The organism is Streptococcus pyogenes (assembly GCF_002055535.1).
GTDB classification, from domain to species: Bacteria; Bacillota; Bacilli; order Lactobacillales; family Streptococcaceae; genus Streptococcus; species Streptococcus pyogenes.
The window spans coordinates 986016-1010156 of the sequence record NZ_LN831034.1; the positions used below are offsets into that span (position 1 = coordinate 986016).

At 37.1% G+C, this 24141-nt stretch carries 22 protein-coding genes; 5 read left to right on the forward strand and 17 right to left on the reverse strand.

Going from position 1 to position 24141, the window contains the following annotated elements; all coding sequences use genetic code 11:
• Positions 1–69: 69 nt before the first annotated feature.
• The 3 genes from B6D67_RS05280 to B6D67_RS05290 all read right to left on the reverse strand — a co-directional run bounded on the left by B6D67_RS05280 (position 70) and on the right by B6D67_RS05290 (position 3149).
• On the reverse strand, positions 70–1614 hold the full coding sequence (locus B6D67_RS05280; RefSeq protein ID WP_011017795.1) for an ABC-F family ATP-binding cassette domain-containing protein: 1545 nt from the start codon (positions 1612–1614) through the stop codon (positions 70–72).
• Between the two features lie 133 nt (positions 1615–1747).
• Complete coding sequence (locus tag B6D67_RS05285) at positions 1748–2305, reverse strand: ECF transporter S component (RefSeq protein ID WP_002989733.1); 558 nt, start codon at positions 2303–2305, stop codon at positions 1748–1750.
• Positions 2283–3149, reverse strand: a complete 867-nt coding sequence (locus B6D67_RS05290) for a pyridoxamine kinase (RefSeq protein ID WP_010922339.1) — start codon at positions 3147–3149, stop codon at positions 2283–2285. The genes B6D67_RS05285 and B6D67_RS05290 overlap by 23 nt, the downstream gene beginning before the upstream one ends.
• Before the next feature lie 89 nt (positions 3150–3238).
• Here B6D67_RS05290 and B6D67_RS05295 point away from each other — a divergent pair, with 89 nt between their 5' ends.
• Positions 3239–4507 carry an aminotransferase-like domain-containing protein gene (locus B6D67_RS05295; RefSeq protein ID WP_010922340.1) on the forward strand — a complete coding sequence of 423 codons (1269 nt, stop codon included), beginning with the start codon at positions 3239–3241 and terminating at the stop codon, positions 4505–4507.
• A 397-nt stretch (positions 4508–4904) separates the two neighbouring features.
• Here B6D67_RS05295 and B6D67_RS05305 read toward each other — a convergent pair whose 3' ends face one another.
• From B6D67_RS05305 to B6D67_RS05350, 10 genes are all read right to left on the reverse strand, one after another.
• Positions 4905–5243, reverse strand: a complete 339-nt coding sequence (locus B6D67_RS05305; protein WP_002989726.1) for an ATP cone domain-containing protein — start codon at positions 5241–5243, stop codon at positions 4905–4907.
• A gap of 339 nt (positions 5244–5582) precedes the next feature.
• The gene (gene cls / locus B6D67_RS05310) at positions 5583–7160 is read right to left on the reverse strand and encodes a cardiolipin synthase (protein ID WP_009880440.1); all 1578 of its coding nucleotides are present in this window, start codon (positions 7158–7160) and stop codon (positions 5583–5585) included.
• An 84-nt stretch (positions 7161–7244) separates the two neighbouring features.
• On the reverse strand, positions 7245–8915 hold the full coding sequence (locus tag B6D67_RS05315) for a formate--tetrahydrofolate ligase (RefSeq protein WP_002989724.1): 1671 nt from the start codon (positions 8913–8915) through the stop codon (positions 7245–7247).
• A 127-nt stretch (positions 8916–9042) separates the two neighbouring features.
• A complete protein-coding gene (locus B6D67_RS05320) occupies positions 9043–10062 on the reverse strand; it encodes a lipoate--protein ligase (RefSeq protein ID WP_010922342.1) in 1020 nt (339 codons plus the stop codon).
• 46 nt (positions 10063–10108) lie between these two features.
• Complete coding sequence (locus B6D67_RS05325; protein ID WP_010922343.1) at positions 10109–10990, reverse strand: SIR2 family NAD-dependent protein deacylase; 882 nt, start codon at positions 10988–10990, stop codon at positions 10109–10111.
• Complete coding sequence (locus tag B6D67_RS05330; protein WP_010922344.1) at positions 10983–11795, reverse strand: protein-ADP-ribose hydrolase; 813 nt, start codon at positions 11793–11795, stop codon at positions 10983–10985. Before B6D67_RS05330 ends, B6D67_RS05325 begins: the two co-directional genes overlap by 8 nt.
• A complete protein-coding gene (locus tag B6D67_RS05335) occupies positions 11788–12120 on the reverse strand; it encodes a glycine cleavage system H family protein (protein WP_002984553.1) in 333 nt (110 codons plus the stop codon). The genes B6D67_RS05330 and B6D67_RS05335 overlap by 8 nt, the downstream gene beginning before the upstream one ends.
• Before the next feature lie 41 nt (positions 12121–12161).
• The gene (locus B6D67_RS05340) at positions 12162–13160 is read right to left on the reverse strand and encodes an LLM class flavin-dependent oxidoreductase (RefSeq protein ID WP_010922345.1); all 999 of its coding nucleotides are present in this window, start codon (positions 13158–13160) and stop codon (positions 12162–12164) included.
• Positions 13157–14356, reverse strand: coding sequence for an NADH-dependent flavin oxidoreductase (locus tag B6D67_RS05345; RefSeq protein ID WP_002992890.1), 1200 nt, complete (start codon positions 14354–14356; stop codon positions 13157–13159). Before B6D67_RS05345 ends, B6D67_RS05340 begins: the two co-directional genes overlap by 4 nt.
• Positions 14353–15189: a lipoate--protein ligase family protein gene (locus tag B6D67_RS05350; RefSeq protein ID WP_002992892.1), complete on the reverse strand. Its 837-nt coding sequence runs from the start codon at positions 15187–15189 to the stop codon at positions 14353–14355. The genes B6D67_RS05345 and B6D67_RS05350 overlap by 4 nt, the downstream gene beginning before the upstream one ends.
• 201 nt (positions 15190–15390) lie before the next feature.
• Here B6D67_RS05350 and coaB point away from each other — a divergent pair, with 201 nt between their 5' ends.
• From coaB to B6D67_RS05370, 4 genes are all read left to right on the forward strand, one after another.
• Complete coding sequence (gene coaB, locus B6D67_RS05355) at positions 15391–16077, forward strand: phosphopantothenate--cysteine ligase (protein WP_010922346.1); 687 nt, start codon at positions 15391–15393, stop codon at positions 16075–16077.
• A complete protein-coding gene (gene coaC, locus B6D67_RS05360; protein ID WP_010922347.1) occupies positions 16070–16615 on the forward strand; it encodes a phosphopantothenoylcysteine decarboxylase in 546 nt (181 codons plus the stop codon). The genes coaB and coaC overlap by 8 nt, the downstream gene beginning before the upstream one ends.
• Positions 16616–16672: 57 nt before the next feature.
• Complete coding sequence (locus B6D67_RS05365; protein ID WP_002984543.1) at positions 16673–17242, forward strand: ECF transporter S component; 570 nt, start codon at positions 16673–16675, stop codon at positions 17240–17242.
• Positions 17243–17417: 175 nt separating this feature from the next.
• Positions 17418–19136, forward strand: a complete 1719-nt coding sequence (locus B6D67_RS05370; protein ID WP_010922348.1) for a phospho-sugar mutase — start codon at positions 17418–17420, stop codon at positions 19134–19136.
• A gap of 212 nt (positions 19137–19348) precedes the next feature.
• On the opposite strand, the gene B6D67_RS05375 is transcribed toward B6D67_RS05370, so the two are convergent.
• The 4 genes from B6D67_RS05375 to B6D67_RS05390 form a co-directional block, all read right to left on the reverse strand.
• Positions 19349–20305 carry an ABC transporter permease gene (locus tag B6D67_RS05375; protein WP_010922349.1) on the reverse strand — a complete coding sequence of 319 codons (957 nt, stop codon included), beginning with the start codon at positions 20303–20305 and terminating at the stop codon, positions 19349–19351.
• A 1-nt stretch (position 20306) separates the two neighbouring features.
• On the reverse strand, positions 20307–21371 hold the full coding sequence (locus B6D67_RS05380; protein WP_002984537.1) for an ABC transporter permease: 1065 nt from the start codon (positions 21369–21371) through the stop codon (positions 20307–20309).
• Complete coding sequence (locus B6D67_RS05385; RefSeq protein WP_010922350.1) at positions 21364–22896, reverse strand: ABC transporter ATP-binding protein; 1533 nt, start codon at positions 22894–22896, stop codon at positions 21364–21366. The genes B6D67_RS05380 and B6D67_RS05385 overlap by 8 nt, the downstream gene beginning before the upstream one ends.
• 138 nt (positions 22897–23034) lie before the next feature.
• A complete protein-coding gene (locus B6D67_RS05390; protein ID WP_002989701.1) occupies positions 23035–24087 on the reverse strand; it encodes a BMP family lipoprotein in 1053 nt (350 codons plus the stop codon).
• Positions 24088–24141: the final 54 nt, after the last annotated feature.

Genomic DNA, 24141 nt, shown 5'->3' on the forward strand with positions numbered 1-24141 from the left:
TATCTAGCAGTATTTATTCTATATCTTTACTGATTTTAGTAATTTCTGTGTAAAAAATTAAGGAATAGTTTAGGTTAACTTACTAAAATCCCAAGTATCGGTTACCCACCCATTGTAGAAATCAGGTTCATGACAAACCATTAAAATAGAACCCTTATATGCTTTTAAAGCACGTTTGAGCTCATTTTTAGCATCAATATCAAGATGATTTGTTGGTTCGTCTAAAATAAGCACGTTATTTTCACGATTCATCAACAAACAAAAACGAACTTTTGCTTGTTCACCACCCGAAAGTACTTGAATTTGACTTTCGATATGTTTTGATGTTAGTCCGCAACGAGCTAGTGCCGCTCGAACTTCTGCCTGATTTAAGGCAGGAAAAGCATCCCAAACTACTTCTAGCGGAGTTTGTCGGTTAACACCTGTCACTTCTTGTTCAAAGTAGCCAACTTCTAAAAAATCCCCTGTGACAATATGACCTTCTAAAGGCTCAATAACACCTAATAAACTTTTTAGCAAAGTAGATTTTCCAATACCGTTGGCCCCAACAATAGCAATTTTTTGATTTCTTTCAAACGTTATATTTAAGGGTTCTTTGGTCAATGGGTAATCATAACCAATCACAAGATTTTTTGTTTGAAAAATGAATCGACTGGGAGTTCTAGCTTGCTTAAATTCAAAATTTGGTTTTGGTTTCTCAGCTTGAAGTTCAATTATATCCATCTTATCAAGTTTTTTTTGGCGAGACATTGCCATGTTACGTGTCGCTACCCGAGCCTTATTTCGGTTGACAAAATCCTGCAAGTTAGCAATCTCTTTTTGTTGACGTTCATAGGCTGCTTCAAGTTGAGATTGTTTCATCTCATAAACAGCTTGAAATTGGTAATAATCCCCAGTATAGCGAACTAAACTTTGATTTTCAACATGATAAACAATATTAATCACATCATTTAAGAAAGAAATATCATGCGAAATCAACACAAAAGCATTTTCATAATGTTGTAAATAGCGTTTTAACCATTCAATATGCTCAGCATCCAAATGGTTAGTTGGTTCATCTAATAGCAGAATATCAGGTTTTTCTAATAGTAATTTGGCTAATAAAACCTTTGTTCGTTGCCCACCTGATAAGGATGTAACATCTGACTCCATTCCAAAATCCATAACACCAAGCGCACGCGCTACTTCATCAATCTTAGCATCCAAAGTATAGAAATCACGACTTTCTAAACGATCTTGAAGCTCACCTACTTCTTCCATCAAAACAGCAATATCAGCTTTATCATCTGCCATTGACGCGTAAATCTCATTAATACGATTCTCGGTCTTAAATAACTCATCAAAAGCAGTTCGCAAGACATCACGAACGGTTTGTCCTGATTCCAACACTGTATGTTGATCCAGGTAACCTGCAGTGACATACTTCGACCACTCTACTTTTCCTTCGTCAGGCTGTAAATGTCCTGTGACTATACTCATAAAGGTTGATTTTCCTTCACCATTTGCCCCAACTAGTCCAATATGTTCGCCTTTTAAGAGGCGAAATGACACATTTTCAAAAATAGCCCGATCCCCAAAACCGTGACTCAACTGCTTAACTTCTAAAATACTCATCGTTTCTTCCTTAACTGTCATCAAAAAAGCCGTCAAAACGGCTTTATAGTTATTTCATTATGGCAAAATTGTAACCTTTTGTCAATATTTGACTAAAAGTGTACCTTGCTTTTTTATCGATAAGGTACTTGTATCAAAAACCTCTTTTTGCTTGTCCGATTGTAACCTTTTCTTTTAAGTTTTTGATAACAGGATACAAAAGAGGAACAGCAACTAAAGTCACAAAAGATGTTCCGAAACTACCACCAATTTTTCCAAGAGCTACCCAAAAAGATACCGAAAGTGGTAGCTGAGTACCTATATAAGCTAACAGTAAGTATTTTATAAGGTTAATAGTTAATTTTGACAATGCAGCAATAACTGTTATTGTTATAATGGCTTTTGGTTTTTTACTAGATTGCATAGCTCTTTCATATACCAAATGCAAAATTAAACAAATAGCCAAGGATTCTAAGATAGTTATCCAAACGACTGAAGCATAGCCGTTCAAAACATCAAAGATCCCTAAACCAAGACTAGCAACTAGAGCTCCTTTTTTACTACCATAGATTAAGACTGCAATAACAACTAATGCATTGCCAAGATGAATAAACTGCATACCGACAGGGACACGCAACACTTGTACTGAAATAAAAATTAAAGCGGCATACATACTCAATTCAATATAATTAGCTAATTTTTGAGATGACATTTTTTTCCTCCAACAACTTTTTAAACGATTTAGTTAAGTAATTTAAATGAGATTCATAAGCAACACCTAAGATTAAATCTCTTTTTAATGTAAGGGTATTTTGCAATACTTTTTCAAGAAATGAAACAACAAGATCTAGAATTTGTGTTAGTGGTAGCTGATAATAGAATCCTGCTGTTATAATAGCTGATGCTATATCTCCTGTACCATAGAAATGGTAAGGGAATTGCTTCCCAAAATGGAATGTTAATTGATCTGAATCTGACTGATAGTAAGCAAAACCAATGCTGCCCTCCTCAAAAGAGATTCCGCTAATGACAACCTGTTTAGGTCCAAGCTTAGCTAATTTTCTAGCCACCTGTCTAATATCTTCTTCATCATAATTTTTTGCTAAATAAGCTGTTTGTGTTAATAGACAAGCCTCACTAATATTAGGTAAAACAAGCTCAGCTTTTTGAGTAAGTTTTATCATAATCTCTATATGTTTTTGACTGAAGCCTTGATAAAGTTTTCCATTATCTGCCATAATTGGATCTAAAATTAAGGGAAGTTGCTTTCTTGAAAGCCATTCTAGCAGCTTTTGCCCATCTCTTGTTGTCGTAAAATAACCTATAAAAATGCCGTCAAACTTAATTCTTTTGTTGTCCCAATCTGTTAAAAAAACGTCTAATATACTTGATGTAGTATGCTTCACAGGGTTCTGTCCTCCGCCAGTATGGCTTGATAAAAGGCAAGTTGGTAATAAAACTTGCTCTAACAAACAAGAAGCCATTAAAGGAATACTAGCAGACAAGGCTACCTTACCAACACCAACCAGATCATTTGCCACAACAATCCGTTTCATAGCTATTACCTCTTTTCTATAATAACTATTGTAAGAAAAAGAGGCATAAGATACAATAGTTATAACACTTAACTGTATGGGGACAATTTATGACAACAAAATATCAAACAATCATTTCCAATATCGAACAAGATATCCAGAAACAGCGACTAAAAAAAGGGGACAAGCTACCTTCAATTAGGGTACTAAGTAAGGTTTATTATTGTAGCAAAGATACTGTTCAGCGGGCTCTTTTAGAATTAAAATATCGTCACTTAATTTATGCTGTTCCTAAAAGTGGTTATTATGTTTTGGGTAACGTAAGCATGCCCGATAATGTTCTTAATCTAAGTCTTGAAGATTATAATAATATGGCTTATGAAGATTTCCGACTCTGCTTAAATGAGGCCTTAAGTGCTAAAGACAAATACCTCTTTCATTATTATCACAAAACCGAAGGACTAGAAGAACTAAGGGAAGCTTTGCTTCTTTACTTAGCTGAAAATAGTGTTTACAGTAACAAAGACCAACTATTAATCACCTCTGGGACGCAACAAGCGCTTTATATTTTATCACAAATGCCTTTTCCTAATACGGGCAAAACAATTCTCCTTGAAAAGCCTACTTATCATCGGATGGAAGCTATTGTTGCTCAGTTAGGATTACCCTATCAAACTATCTCTAGACACTTTAATGGCCTTGATTTAGAACTCTTAGAATCTTTATTTCAAACTGGCGATATTAAATTTTTTTACACGATTTCACGATTTTCACATCCTCTGGGACTTTCTTATAGCACTAAGGAAAAGGAAGCTATTGTTCGTCTAGCACAACGATACCAGGTTTATATTTTAGAAGATGATTATTTAGGAGATTTTGTGAAACTTAAAGAGCCACCAATTCATTATTATGACACTCATCACCGAATCATCTACCTAAAATCTTTTTCAATGAGTGTTTTTCCTGCACTCCGTATCGGAGCTCTAGTTTTACCGTCAGGTTTAAAACCTCATTTTTTAACCCAAAAATCATTGATTGATTTAGACACGAACTTACTAATGCAAAAAGCATTAGCTCTTTATTTAGAAAATGGGATGTTTCAAAAAAATCTTCGCTTTATTAAGCGTTATCTAAAACAGCGGGAACGTCAATTGGCTCTCTTTTTAAAACAAAATTGCCCTGATATTCACTATCAACTAACCCCTACTCATTTAGTGATTGATTACACGACATCAGACTCTTATAGAAACTTTACATTAGATAAATCTGATAGAATAATAATAACTGGAAAAAAACGCTATCTCTCTATTACTATCAATCAACAAATACAAAGCAAATTAAACTCACTAATCAAAAATACTTGTGGAAAGAGCAACTAACTTTTCTTCGTACCATTAATATAAAAAATGGGGATAAATAAGTATTATAAAATCTCTAAAAAGCATGGTTTTGAAATTAAAAAAACATAATTTTAGACTACTTAAAAATTGGAAACTACTAGCTGTCACTTCGAAGTAGTATTATCCTAGACTGTTTCATTAAGACTAAGGATATAATTTATCAAATAAAAGTTTATTCACCTCAACTAAGAAAGGAGGGGAGTTTCCCAAAATGTAGCAAAAAATAAACAGAAAGTTAAACTAAAGCTTGAATGCTTAAGTTCTATGTAATATAGAATACACCTAATAGTAGCAAAAAAATACCTAACAGATTTTTATCTGTTAGGTATTTAAACCTTATCCCCTCAAAGACACTAAAATGCCATTAGAAGCGTTTTTATTTTATTTGTTCAAAACGCAAGTGAACCACAATCTTATCACCATAGCCATTGCGCTCTAAATCTCGCTGAAGACGATAAGAAATGTAATGTTCTGCAATGGTAATATATCCAGCATCCATCAAACGATTCTCCACAAGGGATTGGACCATATTGATAGTAGGACGTTCTACATGTGCTTCTTCTAAATCAATAACTACTTTTTTAGTGACATGTGTTAAGTTTTGTCGCCACGTGTCATCAATAACATAGACCGTCCTTGCTGCTTTAATAATTGCTTGATAAATTTTATCTGGATCAAAATCAGCAACGTGGCCATCACGCTTAATAATTTGCATAAGATCATCTCTTTTCATAAGTTTTCATCTCTACCTACATTATGCAAATGTTATTAGCATTTGTCAAGTCATAGCACTCATACCCGAAAAACTACTTTCTTATTTTGAAACACAGTAATCACTGATACATTCTGAATTTTAACTAAGATAATAAAATTAAAAAAAGGATTGAGAATATCTCAATCCAAGGGGCATTCTTAATAAATAAGATTGTGATAAAATGGTTCACACAGATTATCAAAGTCGGCTTCCCGCCTTAATGACCTCCCCTGCGCAAAAGTGACTTTGCAGTCACAATCGACTCATCGCATACAGATATTATAACATATTTTACGAAAATTACAAGAGAGGGGCAATTGTTCGTACTAATAATCCTATCAATTTTTGATACCAAGGACGTTGCGTCAAATGATCTGATGTCATCAATAGTGATTGCTTTTGAGCTTCATTAAAGTCATTCACAATATCAGCAATAACTGACACACGATATAAATAAGTCGCGCATTCAAAATGATGATAAAGGCTACGATAGTCTAAGTTAATTGTTCCGACAACTGCTTTTGTATTATCAGAGATAAATACCTTTGAATGAACGAACCCTGGTTGATACTCATAAATTTTTACTCCAGAAGACATCAAAGCTTTATAATAGGTTTTAGCTAAGGCATATGGTACCCCCTTATCTGGCACTCCTGGCATAATAATTCGGATATCTACTCCACGTTCTGATGCAAACCGTAAAGCGTGTTCCATCTCGCTATCTAAAATAAGGTAAGGTGTCATGATATAAACGTACTCTTTAGCATGATTTAAAATGTCTATATAAACATTTTTACCTATTTTATCAGTATCAAGCGGGGAATCACCGTAGGGAATAACATAGCCATCTGAAGGAAGTTTTAAAGAATGATCTGAAAGATAAGGATCAATAATCAGTTCTTTTTCTGTGATAGACCACATTTGTAAAAACAAAATTAAAAAGCTGTCTGTTGCTTCACCCTCAAGCATTAAACCAGCATCTTTCCAGTGGCCAAAACGCTCTACTTCATTAATGTACTCATCTGCTAGATTAATACCTCCAGTGAATGATACCTCCCCATCAATAACGACAATTTTTCGGTGATCTCGATAATTGTAATAGGTAGAGATAAAGGGTGAAATCGGTAAAAATGATTTAGCTTTAATCCCTATTTGTTCTAATCTCTTGGCGTAATCTGATGATAGCGTTGATAGTTCGTTCATGCCATCAAACAACACCCTAACTTCTACACCTTCACTGACTTTTTTTTCTAGAATACTAAGGATTTCTCCCCACATTTGGCCTTCTGCAATAATAAAAAATTCAAGAAAAATGTACTTTTTAGCTAAGAATAACTGTTCTTTTAAACTATCAAAAAAAGTTTCACCTGTTGGGAAGTAAGTTACCCTTGTATTATTATAAATCGGAAAGTTGCCACGACTTCTTTCTAAGTACTGTACTAAATGATATGTGGTTGATGTGCTATCCTTTAATACCTCTAATATAGCGTCATCATCGCTAAGGTAAGGTGCAGACAGATCTACAAGATGATTTATTCTTTGTTTTAGCCCTCTGTAACCCCAATCCAATTTTGTATAAATTAAAAACAGTGACCCTAGTAATGGAGCAATCATAATCAAAATTAACCACGTCATTCTTGAAATAGCATCCATATCACTATTAACTAAATATAAAACAATAGTAATAGCAAAGACACTTTCAAGAATCGTTATCCAAACACGGTACTGCTCCATCCAGGCATAAGATTGAAATAAGAAAACTAATTGCAAAATAATTAATAATACAATGATTGTTGTTCTACTAAAAATTCCTCTTAAAAATCCATGTTTCCCTTTATGGAGCAAATATTTTACTTTTGCTTTCTTTTTGATAATCATCCCTCCAAAATCTCATTTACCTTATTATATCACAGTAAAGCGGGAAGAAAGGAGCGCTTGCTCGAATTATTCGAGCAATTTTTCCTAAAAGAGACCGAGGGCTGTGCCATTTTCTGCTACATCCATTGCCATGGCAGCTGGAACTTTAGGCAAACCAGGCATGGTCATCACATCACCTGTTAAACCAACAATAAAACCTGCTCCTGTTTTAGGAACAAATTCACGAATGGTAATGTCAAAATCGGTTGGCGCTCCAAGCAAGGATGGGTTATCTGAAAAACTGTATTGGGTCTTAGCCATACAAACAGGCAATTTATCCCAACCGAATTCTGCGAACTGCTTCAATTGTGTTTTGGCCTTGGGGCCAAATTGAACAGCTTTGCCACCATAAATCTGGGTAACGATATTGATCACTTTTTCTTCCAAAGTATCCTCATCTGAATAGAGACGTTTGTAGTCAGCAGCTTCTTGATCAATCACACGAACCACTGTTTTAGCTAATGCTAAGCCTCCCTCAGCTCCATTTGCCCAAACACTGGCTAATTCTACTGGAACCTTAATCTCTTCACAAAGCGCTTTTAAGGTAGCAATTTCAGCCTCGGTATCTGCTACAAATTCATTGATAGCCACCACAACTGGAACTTTGAATTGGCGCATGTTTTCCACGTGACGTTTTAAGTTGGCAAATCCTAAGCGAACAGCCTCACAATTTTCAGCGGCTAAATCTGATTTGGCGACACCTCCATGCATTTTAAGGGCGCGCAAGGTTGCAACAATAACGATAGCATCTGGTGCTTTAGGAAGATTAGGTACTTTGATATTTAGGAATTTTTCAGCTCCTAGGTCGGCCCCGAATCCTGCTTCGGTAACAGTGTAATCTGCTAATCGCAAAGCTGTTGAGGTAGCAAGGACAGAATTACAACCATGAGCAATATTAGCAAATGGCCCCCCATGAATAAGAGCTGGTGTTCCATAAATAGTCTGCACCAAGTTTGGCTTGATAGCATCTTTTAGAATTAATGTCAAGGCTCCTTCAACCTTCAAGTCACGCACATAGACAGGCTTACGATCATAGGTATAAGCCACAACGATATCAGCAAGACGTTTCTTTAGATCTTTTAAGTCAGTTGCCAAACATAAAATTGCCATGATTTCAGAAGCTACTGTGATATCGAACCCATCTTCGCGTGGCACACCATTCACTGGACTACCTAAGCCAACAATTACCTGACGAAGAGCACGATCATTAAGGTCCAACACGCGCTTCCAAATAATGCGGCGAGGATCAATTCCTAAATCGTTTCCTTGCTGCAAATGATTGTCAATCAAAGCAGATAATGCATTATTAGCGGTTGTAATGGCATGCATGTCACCAGTAAAGTGAAGATTAATGTCTTCCATAGGCAATACTTGGGCATAACCACCACCTGCTGCCCCGCCTTTAATCCCCATAACAGGACCAAGGGAGGGTTCACGTAAGGCAAGCATGGTTTTTTTTCCCATTTGATTTAAGGCATCTGCCAGTCCAATAGACATGGTTGATTTTCCTTCTCCTGCTGGAGTAGGGTTAATAGCAGTTACCAAGATTAATTTTCCAGGCTCATTAGCTTCGACAGCTTTCATTTTCTCAAAAGACAATTTAGCCTTATATTTGCCATAAAGCTCAATGTCATCGCCGTCTATTCCAACCTTTTTAACAATGTCAGTGATTGGTTGTAAGGCGACACTTTGGGCAATTTCGATATCTGATTTCATGATGACTCCTCAATTTTACGTAATGACGTCATTATATCACAATTCATATCATACGTACATTTATTTGAATTAAAACAATTATTGTTCGTTTTTAATCACACTTTACCGGTCTGAGGTATCTTTTTTATCAAGAAAATATCAAATCTCCTAATTCTTCTGCTGTAATCGCACCTAAATAAGGGGCTAAATCAATTGCATTGAGGGTAGCTAAGACATCCTCTTTTTCCATTCGTGTTCCTATCAAGTGACCTTCAAGTTCTGCAATGTCTGCCTTGCCAAAAAAATCTCCGTAAATGCGACAAGCTGCAATATAGCCTTTTTTAATATCTAAATGAATATCTACTGTTCCACCGGTAAAACGGCCATCTCTATGGTAACGGTATTGAGGCGCGTTGCCATAATTCCATTCCCAATTGTGATATTTGCGCTCTGTTAAAGCATCAATTTGTTGCCAGTCTTTTTCCGTTAAATCATAACGCTTAGCTTGGCTAATCGTCTCAATCTGTAACAATTGGCAAACCATTAAATCTTTGAACTCTTCAATCGTAATACCTTGGTATTGTGGTGCTAAATGTTCTCTGATGTTTCCAACGCGACTACGAACTGACCTGATGCCTTTTGATTCAATTTTTTTGCGATTAGGTTTTAATGCTTTTTCCATGGCTTCAAAGTCCACATCTAGCAAAAGGGAATATCCCCCATAAACACGGCCATTAGCAATAGTCATCGCAGCGCCAGATACCTTTTTCCCATCAATAACCAAGTCATTCCGTCCAGACATTTCAACCTCTGTTGCTCCCAAATGATGAAGGGCTTCAATAGCGGGCTGATAGGTTCTTTTAAAATCACCAAAAATACCATTATCATTAATCAAGTAGCAAATATTAACAGCACCAGAATCTACATAAACGGCACCACCGCCAGTATCTCTGCGAACAACAGGGATATGATGCTCTTTTAAATACTCTTGATTAGTTTCTACAACTGCATTCTGGAATTTTCCAATTTCAACTTTGGGATCACAATAGTAGGGAAATAAAATATCATCATCTAAAAATAGATTTTCTTGAACATAAACTTGCATGGCTAGAGCAACAGCTCCATCGGTGATACGTTTACCGTTACGAATCGGTTCAATAAGGTACATGTTAGTCTCCTTCTCTATCTCTTAATTAACCGTCTATTGGCTTTGGTTACGATTTTTGGTAAATGGTTTTTGTGGCGCTAATCAATTGTGCAATGTGTTCTGTCAGTTCTAGGCTTTGTCGCCTTATTGACAGAGGGATGCGGTAATGTTTGTGATTCAAGGTAACGAATAAGGCATTAGGATTTTCTGAGACACGTTTCCAAAAGGGGTGTTTGATAAACTGAGGCGTCGTATGTCCCACACCAATTTCTAGATAAAGCACTTTACCCTCTTTATGTTCTGATAAAAAAGCCTCATAACGTGCTTTTTGGGCATGAAAGTCAGCATCTTCAACCATTCCTTTTTCTTCATTACGCTTATTGATTTCAAAAGGCGCCTCACATTCAGGGCAATGAGGAATCAGTTGACCTGGGACTTTCATGTTTTTTTGCTCTGCGATCATTTGACGGATGACCGTATCGTCCTTATAAGTTTGCTGATGGCAGTGCTGGCTACATTGCCACAAACCATATTCTCCTTGAATGTGAAAAATGTTATGAGGATCATAACCAGCCACCCAAAAAGCATTATCAGCATTAGTAGTAATAATATGATAGTCTTTGGTTCCCAAAATCTCTTTTAAATCAAGATAAGACTGGCCTACGGGCTGATCAAGATAATTCAAAGCGACAAAGCGACTTTGAAAAGCCCAATATTCTTGCCAATCTTCAAAATCAAAAAGGCTAGCTTGCAGCATATCCAAAAACTGATACTTAGCAATAAAATCTGGGAATGCCGTCTCAAAACGCGACCCGATATAAGTAAAACCATCAGCTGCAGACATGCCAGCTCCAATACCAACTACAAGTGCATCTGCTTCTTTGATTAATTGGGCCAGTTGTTCTGCCTGGGTGAGGTTTTTCTGAGGATAGGTTGTCCAATTACTCACAGTTATTCTCCTTTTGCAAATAAGTGTCGTATAAGGCCTTGTCTTCTGATGTAAAGGTATTAAAAATGGTAGTTAAGGTCTTAGATTCTGGATGTTCTGCTTGCCATTTTAAAACTGTCTTAATAGCAATCTGAGCGGCTTCTTTTTTAGGAAAGCCAAATTCTCCTGTTGAAATAGAGCAAAAAGCTAGGCTAGTCAATCCTGCTTTAACCGCCAAATCAAGACTAGAACGATAACAACGTGCTAACAAATCAGCTCGAATCGGAGAAACGTGGTGTCCTTTGGTAATTCTTGGCCCTACGGTATGAATAATATAAGAGGCTGGTAGATGATAAGCACTGGTAAGCTTTGCTTGTCCAATGGCTTCCTTACGGCCTTGTTCAGTCATGATTGCCTGACAAGCTAAGCGTAAACGACTTCCGGCAAACGTATGAATCGCATTATCAATACAGCCATGGTTAGGACTAAAACATCCCAATAACTCACTATTAGCAGCGTTGACAATAGCATCCACAGCAAGATACCTAATATCCCCATGGTAAAGAAAAAGACTGGTATAATTAGTTTTTTGGCAATCCTTGACTGATACAGGAACAAAAGAAGCACGCCAATCATCTAGATAAGCATCTTCCAGATTCAAGTAATCTTTTGATAAGGGCAAAGCAGGGCGCTGGTTAATGAGCGCCCGCCACAAGTCTTGTCGCTTTGTTAAAGCATTAGGCAAGGGACAGGCCCAAGAACTAGTAAGCTGCTCTGTTTGCAACAGACCAATCATTTCCCCTAATAAATCAAATGAACTAGGCATCTTCTAGGGCATCAAAAGCTGCTTGATCAACATCTGTTAGCACAACAATCCAATTTTCCTCAGCTTTTTCTGAATTCAAAAGGGTTGGTGTTAGTGTGGCTGCCTCATTGCGCTCAACAACTGCCCCAGCCAATGGTGACAAGACAGACATGACAGTCTTAGAAGCCTCTAGATTTAAGATAATGTCATCAACGGCAAGGTGGTCGTTATCCGTAAATTCAGCGTAACCAATAGTACCAATATCGTCTTGTAATTCTGGTGTCATGCTAATGGTATAGCGGTCATCTGTTTTCTCAATTAATAAGTAATTTGCAATTTTTTTCATTGTTTCTTTCCTTTCAGTTTAGGGAATTGTTTTTGGTAAGGTTAAATGGTCACGTATAAGTCTGCTAGCAGCTCTAAGGTTCGTTGTCTATTGGCAAATTCAGGAACTAAGGGGATGGCTAATAATTCGTCAGCTTGACAAGCTTCTATCAGCCTATCCAATTGTTTCTTGACTGTGTGAGGTGATCCAATAACCATGCGACTACGATTTGCTGCAATGGCTTCTCTTTGTTTCTCTGTTAAGTGATAGTTTCTAGCCTCCTCAACATCAGGGTAGGTCTTAAATTCATTAAAATCTTGCTGACCAAGCATCCAAATGTCCAACGGTTTAGCCAAAGCTTCTGCTTTCTCGTCGGTATCAGAAAGGACAATAAAAACTGCTAATATTAACTTGGGGATTTTTAATAGCTTTGAAGGCCTAAAAGCCTTTCTATAATGTGCCGATACTCTTTTAGCTTCTGTTATAGGATCTTTTGGTATATAGGGGAAAATACCAAAGGTATAGCCTAAACCTAATTGACCAGCCAGTTCTGCTGTCTCCAAACTATTGCTTAGCGTCCAAATCTGAGGGTAAGTATTACCCCTAGGGTTAACAAAAATCGGTAGTGGTGACAAATGATCAGGATTAAGATACTGGTATAATTCTGTGACAACCTGACTATAGCTGTCTTTGCAATGGATACTTGATAGAGCTCTTTGAACTAACGTAGTTCCTAAAGAGTTGCCAATACCTAAATCAATCCGATTAGGGTGCAAGGCCTCTAAAGTCATTATCCATTCTGCAATCTTAAAGCTACTATAATGTAGAGGCATAATACCTCCTGAACCTATCCGAATCTGTTTGGTATGATCTGCTAAATGCATCATCAACAGCTCTGGACTGCTTATTGCAAAGGCATAAATATTATGATGCTCTGCTACCCAAAAACGATGAAAACCAAGTTTGTCGGCTACTTGTGCTAAGCAGCGCGTTTCTAATAAAGCTTCTTGGGGTGTTTTTTCTTTATCAATCACCCCATAATCAAGAATACTGACTTTCATTTAATCTCCTTATAATTGTGAGTAAGACTACGAAATAAAGTTCTTGATTCTTTAGGCAATGATTCCCCGTAGTCCATCAAAGGTACAATATCTTTGAAAGAAGCCTGAGGAATCGCTAAACTTTTCAAATCAGCAGGTCGAATCCTTAAATGAATACTCTCTTCACACCCTTCTTTGATTTTATGAGCAAATTCTGGATCCACGACAAAAGGTGTAGATACTCCAATAAAATCAGCATGAGCTAGTGCTTCAATAGCTTTGTCAGGTGTGTTCATTCCCCCTGTAGCCATAACAGGTAGCTTATTTCTTAAATAATCTCTAACTACCTGATTAACTCGCCTTCCATAATAAGGGCCAGGAGAACGAACAGTATTTCGAAATACATGACGGCCCCAACTTGCTATCGCTAAATAATCAAGTTTTGCAACATTAAGTACCCAATCCATCAACTGCAAAAACTCGTCAATACTATAACCAATATCATTTCCCCTAGTTTCTTCTGGTGTAGCACGAAATCCAAAAATAAACCCATCAGGAGCTTCTTGTTTAATCACCTGTTGAACAGCTTGCAAAACAGCTAGAGTTAACTTAGAGCGATTAAAAAGTGTTTGACAACCATAACTATCTGTCCTCTTGTTCGAAAAAGTCGAAAAGAACGTTTGAATCAATAAGCGCTGCGCCGAAGATACTTCCACGCCATCAAAGCCTGCTTGAATTGCCCGCCGAGTGGCCTGAGCGTAAGCTGCAATCAATTCCTCTATTTGCTGACCTGTTAAAGGTTTGACTTCATGAGGTTGGGGAGATCTCAACTGCATGTAACTAGGCCCATAGACAAAGCCATATTTAGTCAAGGCATGGCTAGCAAACCGGCCAGCGTGGGTCAGTTGTAAGACAGCTTTAGCTCCCTTTGCCTTCATCGCTTGAGCTAGCTCTTTCAAGCCAGAAATATCGGCATCTTTTGTAACACTAAAACCATATTCAAACAATTGACCATAAGGATCCACATAGGCCGCTCCTGTAATTTGTAGAGGGGCAGAAGCTGCTCGTCTCAAAGCATAGGATACATCATCTTGGGTGACATAACCGTCTTTTGTAGATGAGTTGGTCACCATAGGAGACAAAACAAAGCGATTATCCAATTGACTCCCATTTGGCAAAGTCAAAGGCTCAAATAAAGGACTAAATCTTTCTTTCATTTGCCTTCCTTTCTGACGACTTCTAGCTGCATCCGTTCATAGACAGCATCAAAATTAGTCAGTAAGGCTTGATCTGGACTTTTTTCCGTGAGGGAAAAGCCAAGCTGTCGCAAGGTCAATCGAAGACGTTCAAGGACTTCTGCCACTGTAAAAGGCGTCTCAAGGAGTTCTGAAAGAGTTGCCATGCATTCTGGATCAATTTGAGGGTAATTAACCTTGGTAACTTCTCCTTGTGTTCCGGCCTCATAAAAATCCTTGATGAGTTGACCACGCGCTGCTTGATCCCCACAAACGCTCAAGTAAATAGACACAACAATTCCCTTTTTGATACGACGCTGGGCGATACCTGCAAACTTGCGGCCTGCAATACTAAGATCAAAATTACCAGGGCAATAAGAATTTTTAATTTCGTGATATTCAATACGCTGATAATAATCCGAAAAACTCTCTCTAATGACATCAACCATTATTAAATAAGCATTACTAATACTGATAGATTCCGAAAAATGGTCTGGAATAACAAGCGAAAAATTCAAAATCCCATCATCAGCGACAACAGCCAAACCGCCAATATTACGAGTAACAGGAACATAACCATTATTGCCAATCTCTGTTTTAGCCAGCTCAAAGTAGGGAAGCTGTCTATCTAACATTCCTAATATAACTGTTCTTGTCATCGGCCAAATATGTAAGATCAGTTGATTAGGTTCTTGATTGATAGTTTTTAAAAACACCTCTGTCCACACAAAAGGACTCAAAGCTCCTGGAACTTTTTTATTTCCATCACCGTAAACAAAAATCGGCAGTGACGCTAAATCTCTAATAGTTATCACAATTCTTCCTTTCACACTTGAAACCGCTTGCTCTATTTTACCTTAAAATTTAGATTTTAGCTACTATAGTGTCTTGCTTTCCAGAACTTCGTTTTAATTACTAGAAATCTATTACTATTCCATATTAATACAAACGCAAGACAATGTCTGGCGTCATTATCTTCCGTTTACTATCAGCTCCTTTTTTGATAAAATATGACTATGAAATTAATAATAACATCAGGTGGAACAACTGAACCTATAGATGCAGTACGAGGTATCACTAATCACTCAACTGGGCAACTTGGAAAATTAATCACAGAGCGATTTTTACAATATCATCATGACGTTACCCTAGTCACTACTAAAACAGCCACTAAACCCCTGCCAAATAAGCGCCTAAGGATTATTGAAGTGGAAACAGTTAACGACTTAATGGCTGCACTCAAAGATCAGGTTCCTCACCATGACATTCTAATTCATAGTATGGCTGTTTCTGACTATACTCCAGTCTACATGACTGATTTGGAACAAGTCTCTCAAGCTGATAACCTTAATTGTTTTCTATGTGAACATAACAGTGAGCCGAAAATCTCATCTGCATCTGATTATCAGGTTCTTTTTTTGAAAAAAACACCCAAAGTTATCTCTTATGTTAAACAGTGGAATCCTAATATTAAACTAGTCGGCTTTAAACTTCTAGTTAATGTGCCTCAAGAAGAGTTAATTAAAGTAGCCAGAGCAAGTCTAGCTAAAAATCATGCTGATTATATTCTCGCCAATGATTTAGTTGATATCCAAACAGGTATGCACAAGGCTCTTTTGATATCCAATAACGAAGTTGCATCTGCAGATACCAAAGAGGCAATTGCTGACTTATTATATGAAAGGATGACCAAACATGACTAAACATATTACCTTAGCTGTTTCTGGTAGTATATCTGCCTATAAAGCAGCAGATCTTACGAGTCAATTAACTAAAATTGGCTATGATGTTCACATCATAATGACTCAGGCTGCTACACAATTTATTACACCATTAACCCTGCAAGTGTTATCAAAAAATGCTATTCATTTAGATGTTATGGATGAGCATGACCCAAAAGTTATCAACCATATCGAATTAGCAAAACGCACAGATTTATTTATTGTTGCACCTGCCTCTGCTAATACTATTGCTCATCTAGCATATGGATTCGCTGATAATCTTGTAACAAGTGTTGCTCTTGCCCTACCAGCTACCACACCAAAATTAATAGCCCCAGCCATGAATACCAAAATGTATCAAAACCCTATTACTCAAGAAAATATTAAACGCTTATCGACAATAGGGTTTACAGAAATTCCTCCAAAATCTAGCTTATTAGCCTGTGGAGATAAAGGACCTGGTGCTTTGGCTGATATTGATGTTATCTTAGCTACTATTGATACGATTTGGAAACTTTAACAGTCGTTTTTCTGATCACCTTTTTAGAATTAAGTATTATATTTTTTGGAGAGTAAAATGAATCACCGTAAATCAGCAGATATTTCTCGTATTGCTATCTTTTTTGCCATCATGTTAGTCATTCATTTTGTGAGCAGTCTTGTCTTTAATATTTGGCCTATTCCAATCAAACCAACGCTTGTCCATATCCCAGTTATTATTGCTTCTGTCTTATATGGCCCAAGGATAGGTGCTATTTTAGGAGGATTAATGGGGATTATAAGTGTCATTACAAATACCATCATTCTACTGCCTACAAATTATCTCTTTTCACCTTTTGTCGATCATGGAACTTTCGCTTCTTTAATAATTGCTATTATCCCACGTATTCTGATTGGTATTACCCCTTATTATTGCTATAAATTGATTCCTAATCAGTTTGGTTTAATAGTATCCGGTATCATTGGTTCTCTAACAAATACTATATTTGTATTATCTGGGATATTTATTTTTTTCGCGACAGTTTTTGATGGAAATATTAAAGCACTACTAACAGCCATCATCTCATCAAACGCTATTGTTGAGATGATCATCTCAGCTATTATTACCTTTGTACTTATTCCAACACTATCAAGACTAAAAAGGTAATTAGCTTTCACAATAACCGAGTTTTTCTCTTTTAAAAACTTGGTTATTTTAACTTTCTTACATTAGCTACTTGAAAATATGGAAAAAGTTTTGTAAACAGCTGCAAATAATTAGTGTTTTTTTCCCTTCAAAATGATATAATGAAAGCGTTTATAAATATTGAAGGAGTATTTCAATGACTTACACAGAAAATTTTCAAAAATGGTTAGATTTTGAGCAGCTTCCTGACTATCTTCGTCAAGAATTACTATCAATGGATGAAAAAACAAAAGAAGATGCTTTTTACACAAACTTAGAATTTGGTACTGCTGGTATGCGTGGTTATATTGGTGCTGGTACAAATCGTATTAATATTTATGTTGTCCGTCAAGCAACCGAAGGATTAGCAAAATTAATCGAAACTAAGGGAGAGGAAGCTAAAAAACGTGGTGTAGCTATCGCTTATGATTCGCGCCACTTCTCTCCAGAATTTGCTTTTGAGTCTGCACAGGTCTTGGCACAGCATGGAATTAAATCTTACGTATTTGAAGCTCTTCGTCCAACACCAGAACTCTCTTTTGCTGTTCGCCATTTAAATGCCTATGCTGGTATTATGGTTACTGCAAGCCACAATCCAGCACCTTTCAATGGTTATAAAGTCTATGGACAAGACGGAGGTCAACTACCACCAGCTGATGCTGATGCACTAACAGACTTTATCCGCGCTATTGAAAATCCATTTGCAGTTGAACTTGCTGATTTAGATGAAAACAAATCATCAGGTCTTATTCAAGTTATCGGTGAAGATGTTGATATGGAATACCTTAGAGAGGTTAAAGATGTTAATATCAATCAAGATTTAATCAATAACTTTGGAAAAGACATGAAAATTGTCTATACTCCTCTCCACGGAACTGGTGAGATGTTGACACGCCGTGCCCTTGCTCAAGCCGGTTTTGAATCTGTTGTTGTAGTCGAATCACAAGCTAAGGCAGATCCAGACTTTTCTACTGTTAAATCGCCTAACCCTGAAAGCCAAGCTGCCTTTGCTCTTGCTGAAGAACTCGGACGAGAAGTTGAGGCAGATGTCTTAGTAGCTACTGATCCTGATGCAGACCGCCTAGGCGTTGAAATTCGCCAACCAGATGGTTCTTATAAAAACCTTTCTGGAAATCAAATTGGAGCGATTATTGCGAAATACATCCTGGAAGCTCATAAAACAGCAGGAACACTTCCAGAAAATGCTGCTCTCGCTAAATCAATCGTATCAACAGAATTAGTAACAAAAATTGCCGAAAGTTATGGCGCTACAATGTTTAACGTTTTAACTGGATTCAAATTCATCGCTGAGAAAATTCAAGAGTTTGAAGAAAAACATAACCACACCTATATGTTTGGTTTTGAAGAAAGCTTCGGATATCTTATTAAACCATTTGTCCGTGATAAAGACGCTATTCAAGCAGTTCTTTTGGTTGCTGAGATCGCAGCTTATTACCGTTCGCGTGGTTTAACACTTGCAGATGGTATTGATGAAATTTACAAAGAATATGGCTATTTTGCTGAAAAAACGATTTCAGTAACACTTTCAGGTGTGGATGGAGCTGCTGAAATTAAGAAGATTATGGACAAATTCCGTGAAAATGGTCCAAAACAATTTAACAATACTGATATTGTATTATTAGAAGATTTCCAAAAACAAACCGCTACTAAAAATGATGGAACAATATCTAACTTAACAACTCCTCCAAGTAATGTTTTGAAGTACACGTTAGCTGATGATTCATGGATTGCAGTTCGCCCTTCAGGAACTGAACCAAAAATCAAGTTCTATATTGCCACAATAGGTGATACTCTTGACATCGCTCAAGAAAAAATTGCTAACATTGAAACAGAAATCAATACCTTTGTTGGCTAAAACAACTTAAGAGCTATCAGTAAAAACAAAAGACAAGCAAAAAGAACTAAGCCGCTGACTTAGTTCTTTTTAGTCTATTCTTGCTTCTATTGTGATGGTGACTGGCAATCCAAACTTGCGGTAAGTCCCAAAAAAGCACCCTTAAAGCTAGACCTAACTATCTTGCTTTAGGAGTGCTGTTAAACCTCACTAAGAGGCTTACTAATATAACGTTATTTAGATTTAATATAGTTGATTCCATCAGCTTTTGGTGCAACTGCTTGACCAAAGAAAGCAGCTAAAATAATAATCGTTACCATATAAGGTGCAATCTGTAAGTAAACCGTTGGAATCTTTTCTAGTAATGGTAATTGAGCACCAATAACGGCTAAACTTTGCGATAAGCCAAAGAAAAGACTAGATAGCATGGCGCCAACTGGATTCCATTTACCAAAGATCATAGCTGCCAAAGCAATAAATCCAGGACCTAAGATAGTTGTTACAGCAAAGTTAACGGAGATTGACTGAGCATAAACAGCTCCACCTATTCCACCAAGAAAACCTGAGATCATCACACCATAGTATTTCATCAAATAGACGTTAATACCAAGTGTGTCAGCTGCCTGAGGGTGTTCCCCAACTGATCGTAAACGCAGACCAAACCTGGTTTTATAAAGCAAAAACCAAGCAAAGAACGAAAAAGCAATGGCGAAGTAACCAATAAGGCTAGTATTTTTAAAGAAAATATCACCAATCACAGGAATTTGTGATAAACCTGGGAAATCAAACTTCCCAAAAGATTGTTGAATGTTGTCTGTTTGTCCCTTACCGTACATAGCTTTAACCAAGAAGACAGCAAAAGAAGGTGCTAACAAGTTCAACACTGTACCACTGACAATGTGGTCAGCTCGAAAGTTGATGGTTGCTACAGCGTGAATCAAAGAAAAAATCAAACCAACAATACCACCGACTAAAACGGCTATCCAAGGCGTTGCTTTTCCAAATGTTTCAGCAAACTCTAAGTTGAAAACAATCCCAGAGAACGCTCCCATGACCATGATACCTTCTAAACCAACATTAACAACGCCTGAGCGCTCTGAGAAAGTTCCTCCAATACTTGTGAAAATGAGTGGTGTTGCATAAATAAGCATAGATGACATCAATAAGGCAAAAATTGTTACTAAACTCATCTTATTTACCACCTTTCACTAATTTTTTAGGGCGAATAATGTAACGTTCAATGAGGTAATGTGAACCAACAAAGAAAATGATTGATGCAGTTACTACTTTAACAAGTTCTGGTGGAATGCCTGCAATATTCATTCCTGGAGCACCAATATTTAAGACACCAAATAGGAATGATGAGAAAAATATTCCAAGCGGTGAATTTGCTGCTAATAAGCTAACTGCCATACCGTCAAAACCAACTGCTAAAGAAGATCCTTGTACAAAAACATTTTCAAAGGTTCCTAGACCTTCAACTACTCCTCCAAGACCTGCAAGAGCTCCAGAGATAATCATTGATAAAATGATAGTACGTTTTGATGACATCCCTGCGTATTCTGAAGCATGTGGGTTGAGACCAACTGAACGAATCTCAAAACCTAAAGTAGTTTTGTTAAGCAAGAACCAGATTAGGGCAATGGCAATAATGGCAAAGAAAATACCAATATTAATACGAGAGTTATTAGTTAGGGCTGATAACCAATGCGTTTGATAACTAGCATTATCACTAACTTGAATAGTTGAATCAATACTTTGTTTGACACTCTCAGGATAACCACGTTGAACAATAGCATTTCCGACATATAAAATGATGTAGTTCATCATAATCGTAACGATAACTTCACTTGTACCAAGATAAGCACGAAGTATCCCTGGAATAGCTCCAGCAATACCACCAGCAATCATTCCGATAAGAGCTGTCATAAGAATCAATAATGGACGAGGCATATCTGGATTTAAGAGTGCAAACCAACCTGCTGAAATCCATCCAGCTAAAGCCTGTCCAGACAAACCAACGTTAAAGAAGCCTGCACGGCTAGCAACAGTAAAGCCAAGCGCTATTAAAATCAATGGCCCCATTGAACGGAATATTTCTCCAATATTTTTAACACTACCAAAGGCAATTTGGAATAAACCTTCATACCCCCAGATAGGATCATAACCAAAGATAACCATAATAATAGCGCCAAGTAAAAATCCTAGCAAGACAGAAATCAATGGTACAGCAATTTTTTGCGCATTTTTAGACATGACCTTCCTCCTTATGAATTGAACCACCTGCCATTAAAATACCCAATTCTTGTTTATTGGTATTTTCTGGCGATACGATACCTTGAATTTTACCATCATGAATAACAGCAATTCGATCAGATAAATTCAATATTTCATCAAGTTCAAAACTAACAACGAGGACAGCTTTACCTTTATCACGTTCTTTAATCAAACGCTTATGGATATATTCAATAGCTCCTACATCAAGACCACGTGTTGGTTGGCTAACAATAAGTAAATCTGGATCACGGTCCACTTCACGAGCAATAATGGCCTTTTGTTGGTTACCACCAGAAAATCCTCTAGCTGGTACTAGCTCATTGGCTCCGCGAACATCAAATTCTTTCATTAATTGACGAGCATAGTCATTAATTTTAGTATAATTTAAGATTCCATTTTGACTTAGAGGTTGTTTGTAATAGGTTTGTAAGGCTGTATTTTCAGCTAAAGAAAGATCTAGTATCAAACCATCTCGATGACGATCTTCTGGCACGTGACCCACTGATAACTCAGTAATTTTGCGTGAAGACAAATGAGTGACTTCATTGTTTTTAATCATAATACTTCCAGATTTGACTTTACGTAAACCTGTAATAGCTTGAATTAACTCAGATTGACCATTTCCGTCAATTCCAGCAATCCCTACAATTTCACCAGCTCGGACATCTAGAGATAGCCCCTTAACTGCTGGAACCCCTCTATTTTCATCTACTTCAAGATTTTTGATGGATAAGACCACATCTTTTGGTTCAGCAGCTTTTTTGCTAGTTGTAAAGGAAACCGAGCGTCCCACCATCATCTCAGCTAAATCTTGTGAAGTTGCTCCTGCCACATCAACTGTTTCGATACTCTTACCACGACGAATAACTGTGACACGGTCGGCGACAGCACGAATCTCGTCCAGTTTATGGGTAATTAAAATAATTGATTTTCCTTCTTTCACGAGATTCTTCATGATAGTCATCAATTCTTTAATTTCTGCAGGTGTTAAAACGGCAGTTGGCTCATCAAAGATAAGAATATCTGCACCACGATACAAGGTTTTCAAAATCTCAACACGTTGTTGTGCTCCTACTGAAATATCAGAAACTTTAGCTGATGGATTGATTGCAAGGCCATATTTTTCGGATAGTACCTTAATATCTTTCGATGCTTGGTTAAGATCTAAGCACCCATTTTTTACTACTTCATTTCCTAAAATAATATTCTCAGCAACCGTGAAGGCTTCTACTAACATGAAATGTTGATGTACCATTCCGATACCAAGCTTAGCTGATTTAGATGGCGAATCAATTTGAACTGGCTTGTCATTAATGACAATTTCTCCACTAGTAGGCTCTAAGAGACCAGCTAGCATATTCATCAAAGTTGATTTACCTGCCCCATTTTCACCCAATAAGGCATGAATCTCACCTTTTCTGACATTTAAGTTAATGTGGTCATTTGCAACAAAATCACCAAATTTTTTCGTGATTTCTCTCATTTCAATGACATGCTGTGTCATAGGATCATTTCCTTTCAATGCAATCTTTTATTTCAGTAAAGCCTATGATCTATCACCTATCACAAACTTTACTGAGATAAAAATTATCTCAGTTTAAAAAGAGCGACCGACAAAGGTCGCGCTTCTTGTTCTTAAACACTATTTTTCAGGAACTTTAATGTCACCAGATTTAATTTTTGCTTTCGCTTCTTTAATAGCTTTAACAGCTTCTTTTGAAACATTTGTAGTTGCGATTTCAACACCGCCATCTTTTAGACCATAGACAGTTGTTTTTCCTCCAGGGAATTTTTTATCTGCTACTTGCTTGTTGATTAACTGAACAGCTTTACCGACTTCTTTGATTGATGATGCAAGTACAAAGTTTGCTTCTTTGCCATCTTTAGAAGTGTATTTTCCTTCGTCTTTTTGATCACGGTCAACACCAATAACCCAAACTTTATCAGCTTCACTACGTTTTTCATTAATAGCTTTTGCTTCATTAAATACACCTGCTCCAGTGCCTCCTGCTGCCTGGTAAATAACATCAGCACCTGCTGCATACTGAGCTGCTGCGATTGTTTTTCCTTTTGCAGCGTCACCAAATGATCCAGCATAATCAACTTTAACTTGGATTGTATCGTCAACAGACTTAACTCCTGCTTCAAAACCTTTTTCAAATCGAGTTATGACAGTTCCTTCCATACCGCCCACGAAACCAACTGTTTTTGTTTTTGTTGTTTTTGCAGCTGCAATTCCTGCAAGATAAGCAGCTTCATGGTCGGCAAAGGTAACACTGGCTACATTATCTTTTCCTTCGATAATATCATCGATAATAACAAACTTAACTCCTTCATTATCTCCAGCTGCTTTAGCAATAGCATCTTTCAATGCAAAGCCGATACCATAAATCAGTTGATACCCTCCTGAAACTGCTGTATCGAGATTAGTTGCATACTCAGATTCACTTGTAGATTGAAAATAATCGAAACCTGTTCCTTTTTGAAGGCCCATTTCTTTACCCCAAGATTGCAGGCCTTCCCATGCTGATTGGTTGAATGATTTGTCATCTACACCACCAGTATCGGTAACCATTGCAACTTTTAAATCAGTTTTTCCTGATGCCCCACCTTTAGAAGCACCACGATTACCACAAGCAGCTAAACTCAGCACAGCCACTGACGCTAAACCAAGACCAATAAATTTCTTGTTCATGAATATGAACCCTCCTAAAAAAGATTTCTAGCAAATAAGTTGCTGAAAGTAAAT

Bases quoted from the DNA above. Each gene is read 5' to 3' on its own strand.
- B6D67_RS05280 (WP_011017795.1), bottom strand. From the start codon at position 1,614: ATGAGTATTTTAGAAGTTAAGCAGTTGAGTCACGGTTTTGGGGATCGG.
- B6D67_RS05285 (WP_002989733.1), bottom strand. From the start codon at position 2,305: ATGTCATCTCAAAAATTAGCTAATTATATTGAATTGAGTATGTATGCC.
- B6D67_RS05290 (WP_010922339.1), bottom strand. From the start codon at position 3,149: ATGAAACGGATTGTTGTGGCAAATGATCTGGTTGGTGTTGGTAAGGTA.
- B6D67_RS05295 (WP_010922340.1), top strand. From the start codon at position 3,239: ATGACAACAAAATATCAAACAATCATTTCCAATATCGAACAAGATATC.
- B6D67_RS05305 (WP_002989726.1), bottom strand. From the start codon at position 5,243: ATGCAAATTATTAAGCGTGATGGCCACGTTGCTGATTTTGATCCAGAT.
- cls (WP_009880440.1), bottom strand. From the start codon at position 7,160: ATGATTATCAAAAAGAAAGCAAAAGTAAAATATTTGCTCCATAAAGGG.
- B6D67_RS05315 (WP_002989724.1), bottom strand. From the start codon at position 8,915: ATGAAATCAGATATCGAAATTGCCCAAAGTGTCGCCTTACAACCAATC.
- B6D67_RS05320 (WP_010922342.1), bottom strand. From the start codon at position 10,062: ATGTACCTTATTGAACCGATTCGTAACGGTAAACGTATCACCGATGGA.
- B6D67_RS05330 (WP_010922344.1), bottom strand. From the start codon at position 11,795: ATGCCTAGTTCATTTGATTTATTAGGGGAAATGATTGGTCTGTTGCAA.
- B6D67_RS05335 (WP_002984553.1), bottom strand. From the start codon at position 12,120: ATGAAAAAAATTGCAAATTACTTATTAATTGAGAAAACAGATGACCGC.
- B6D67_RS05340 (WP_010922345.1), bottom strand. From the start codon at position 13,160: ATGAAAGTCAGTATTCTTGATTATGGGGTGATTGATAAAGAAAAAACA.
- B6D67_RS05345 (WP_002992890.1), bottom strand. From the start codon at position 14,356: ATGAAAGAAAGATTTAGTCCTTTATTTGAGCCTTTGACTTTGCCAAAT.
- coaB (WP_010922346.1), top strand. From the start codon at position 15,391: ATGAAATTAATAATAACATCAGGTGGAACAACTGAACCTATAGATGCA.
- coaC (WP_010922347.1), top strand. From the start codon at position 16,070: ATGACTAAACATATTACCTTAGCTGTTTCTGGTAGTATATCTGCCTAT.
- B6D67_RS05365 (WP_002984543.1), top strand. From the start codon at position 16,673: ATGAATCACCGTAAATCAGCAGATATTTCTCGTATTGCTATCTTTTTT.
- B6D67_RS05370 (WP_010922348.1), top strand. From the start codon at position 17,418: ATGACTTACACAGAAAATTTTCAAAAATGGTTAGATTTTGAGCAGCTT.
- B6D67_RS05375 (WP_010922349.1), bottom strand. From the start codon at position 20,305: ATGAGTTTAGTAACAATTTTTGCCTTATTGATGTCATCTATGCTTATT.
- B6D67_RS05380 (WP_002984537.1), bottom strand. From the start codon at position 21,371: ATGTCTAAAAATGCGCAAAAAATTGCTGTACCATTGATTTCTGTCTTG.
- B6D67_RS05385 (WP_010922350.1), bottom strand. From the start codon at position 22,896: ATGACACAGCATGTCATTGAAATGAGAGAAATCACGAAAAAATTTGGT.
- B6D67_RS05390 (WP_002989701.1), bottom strand. From the start codon at position 24,087: ATGAACAAGAAATTTATTGGTCTTGGTTTAGCGTCAGTGGCTGTGCTG.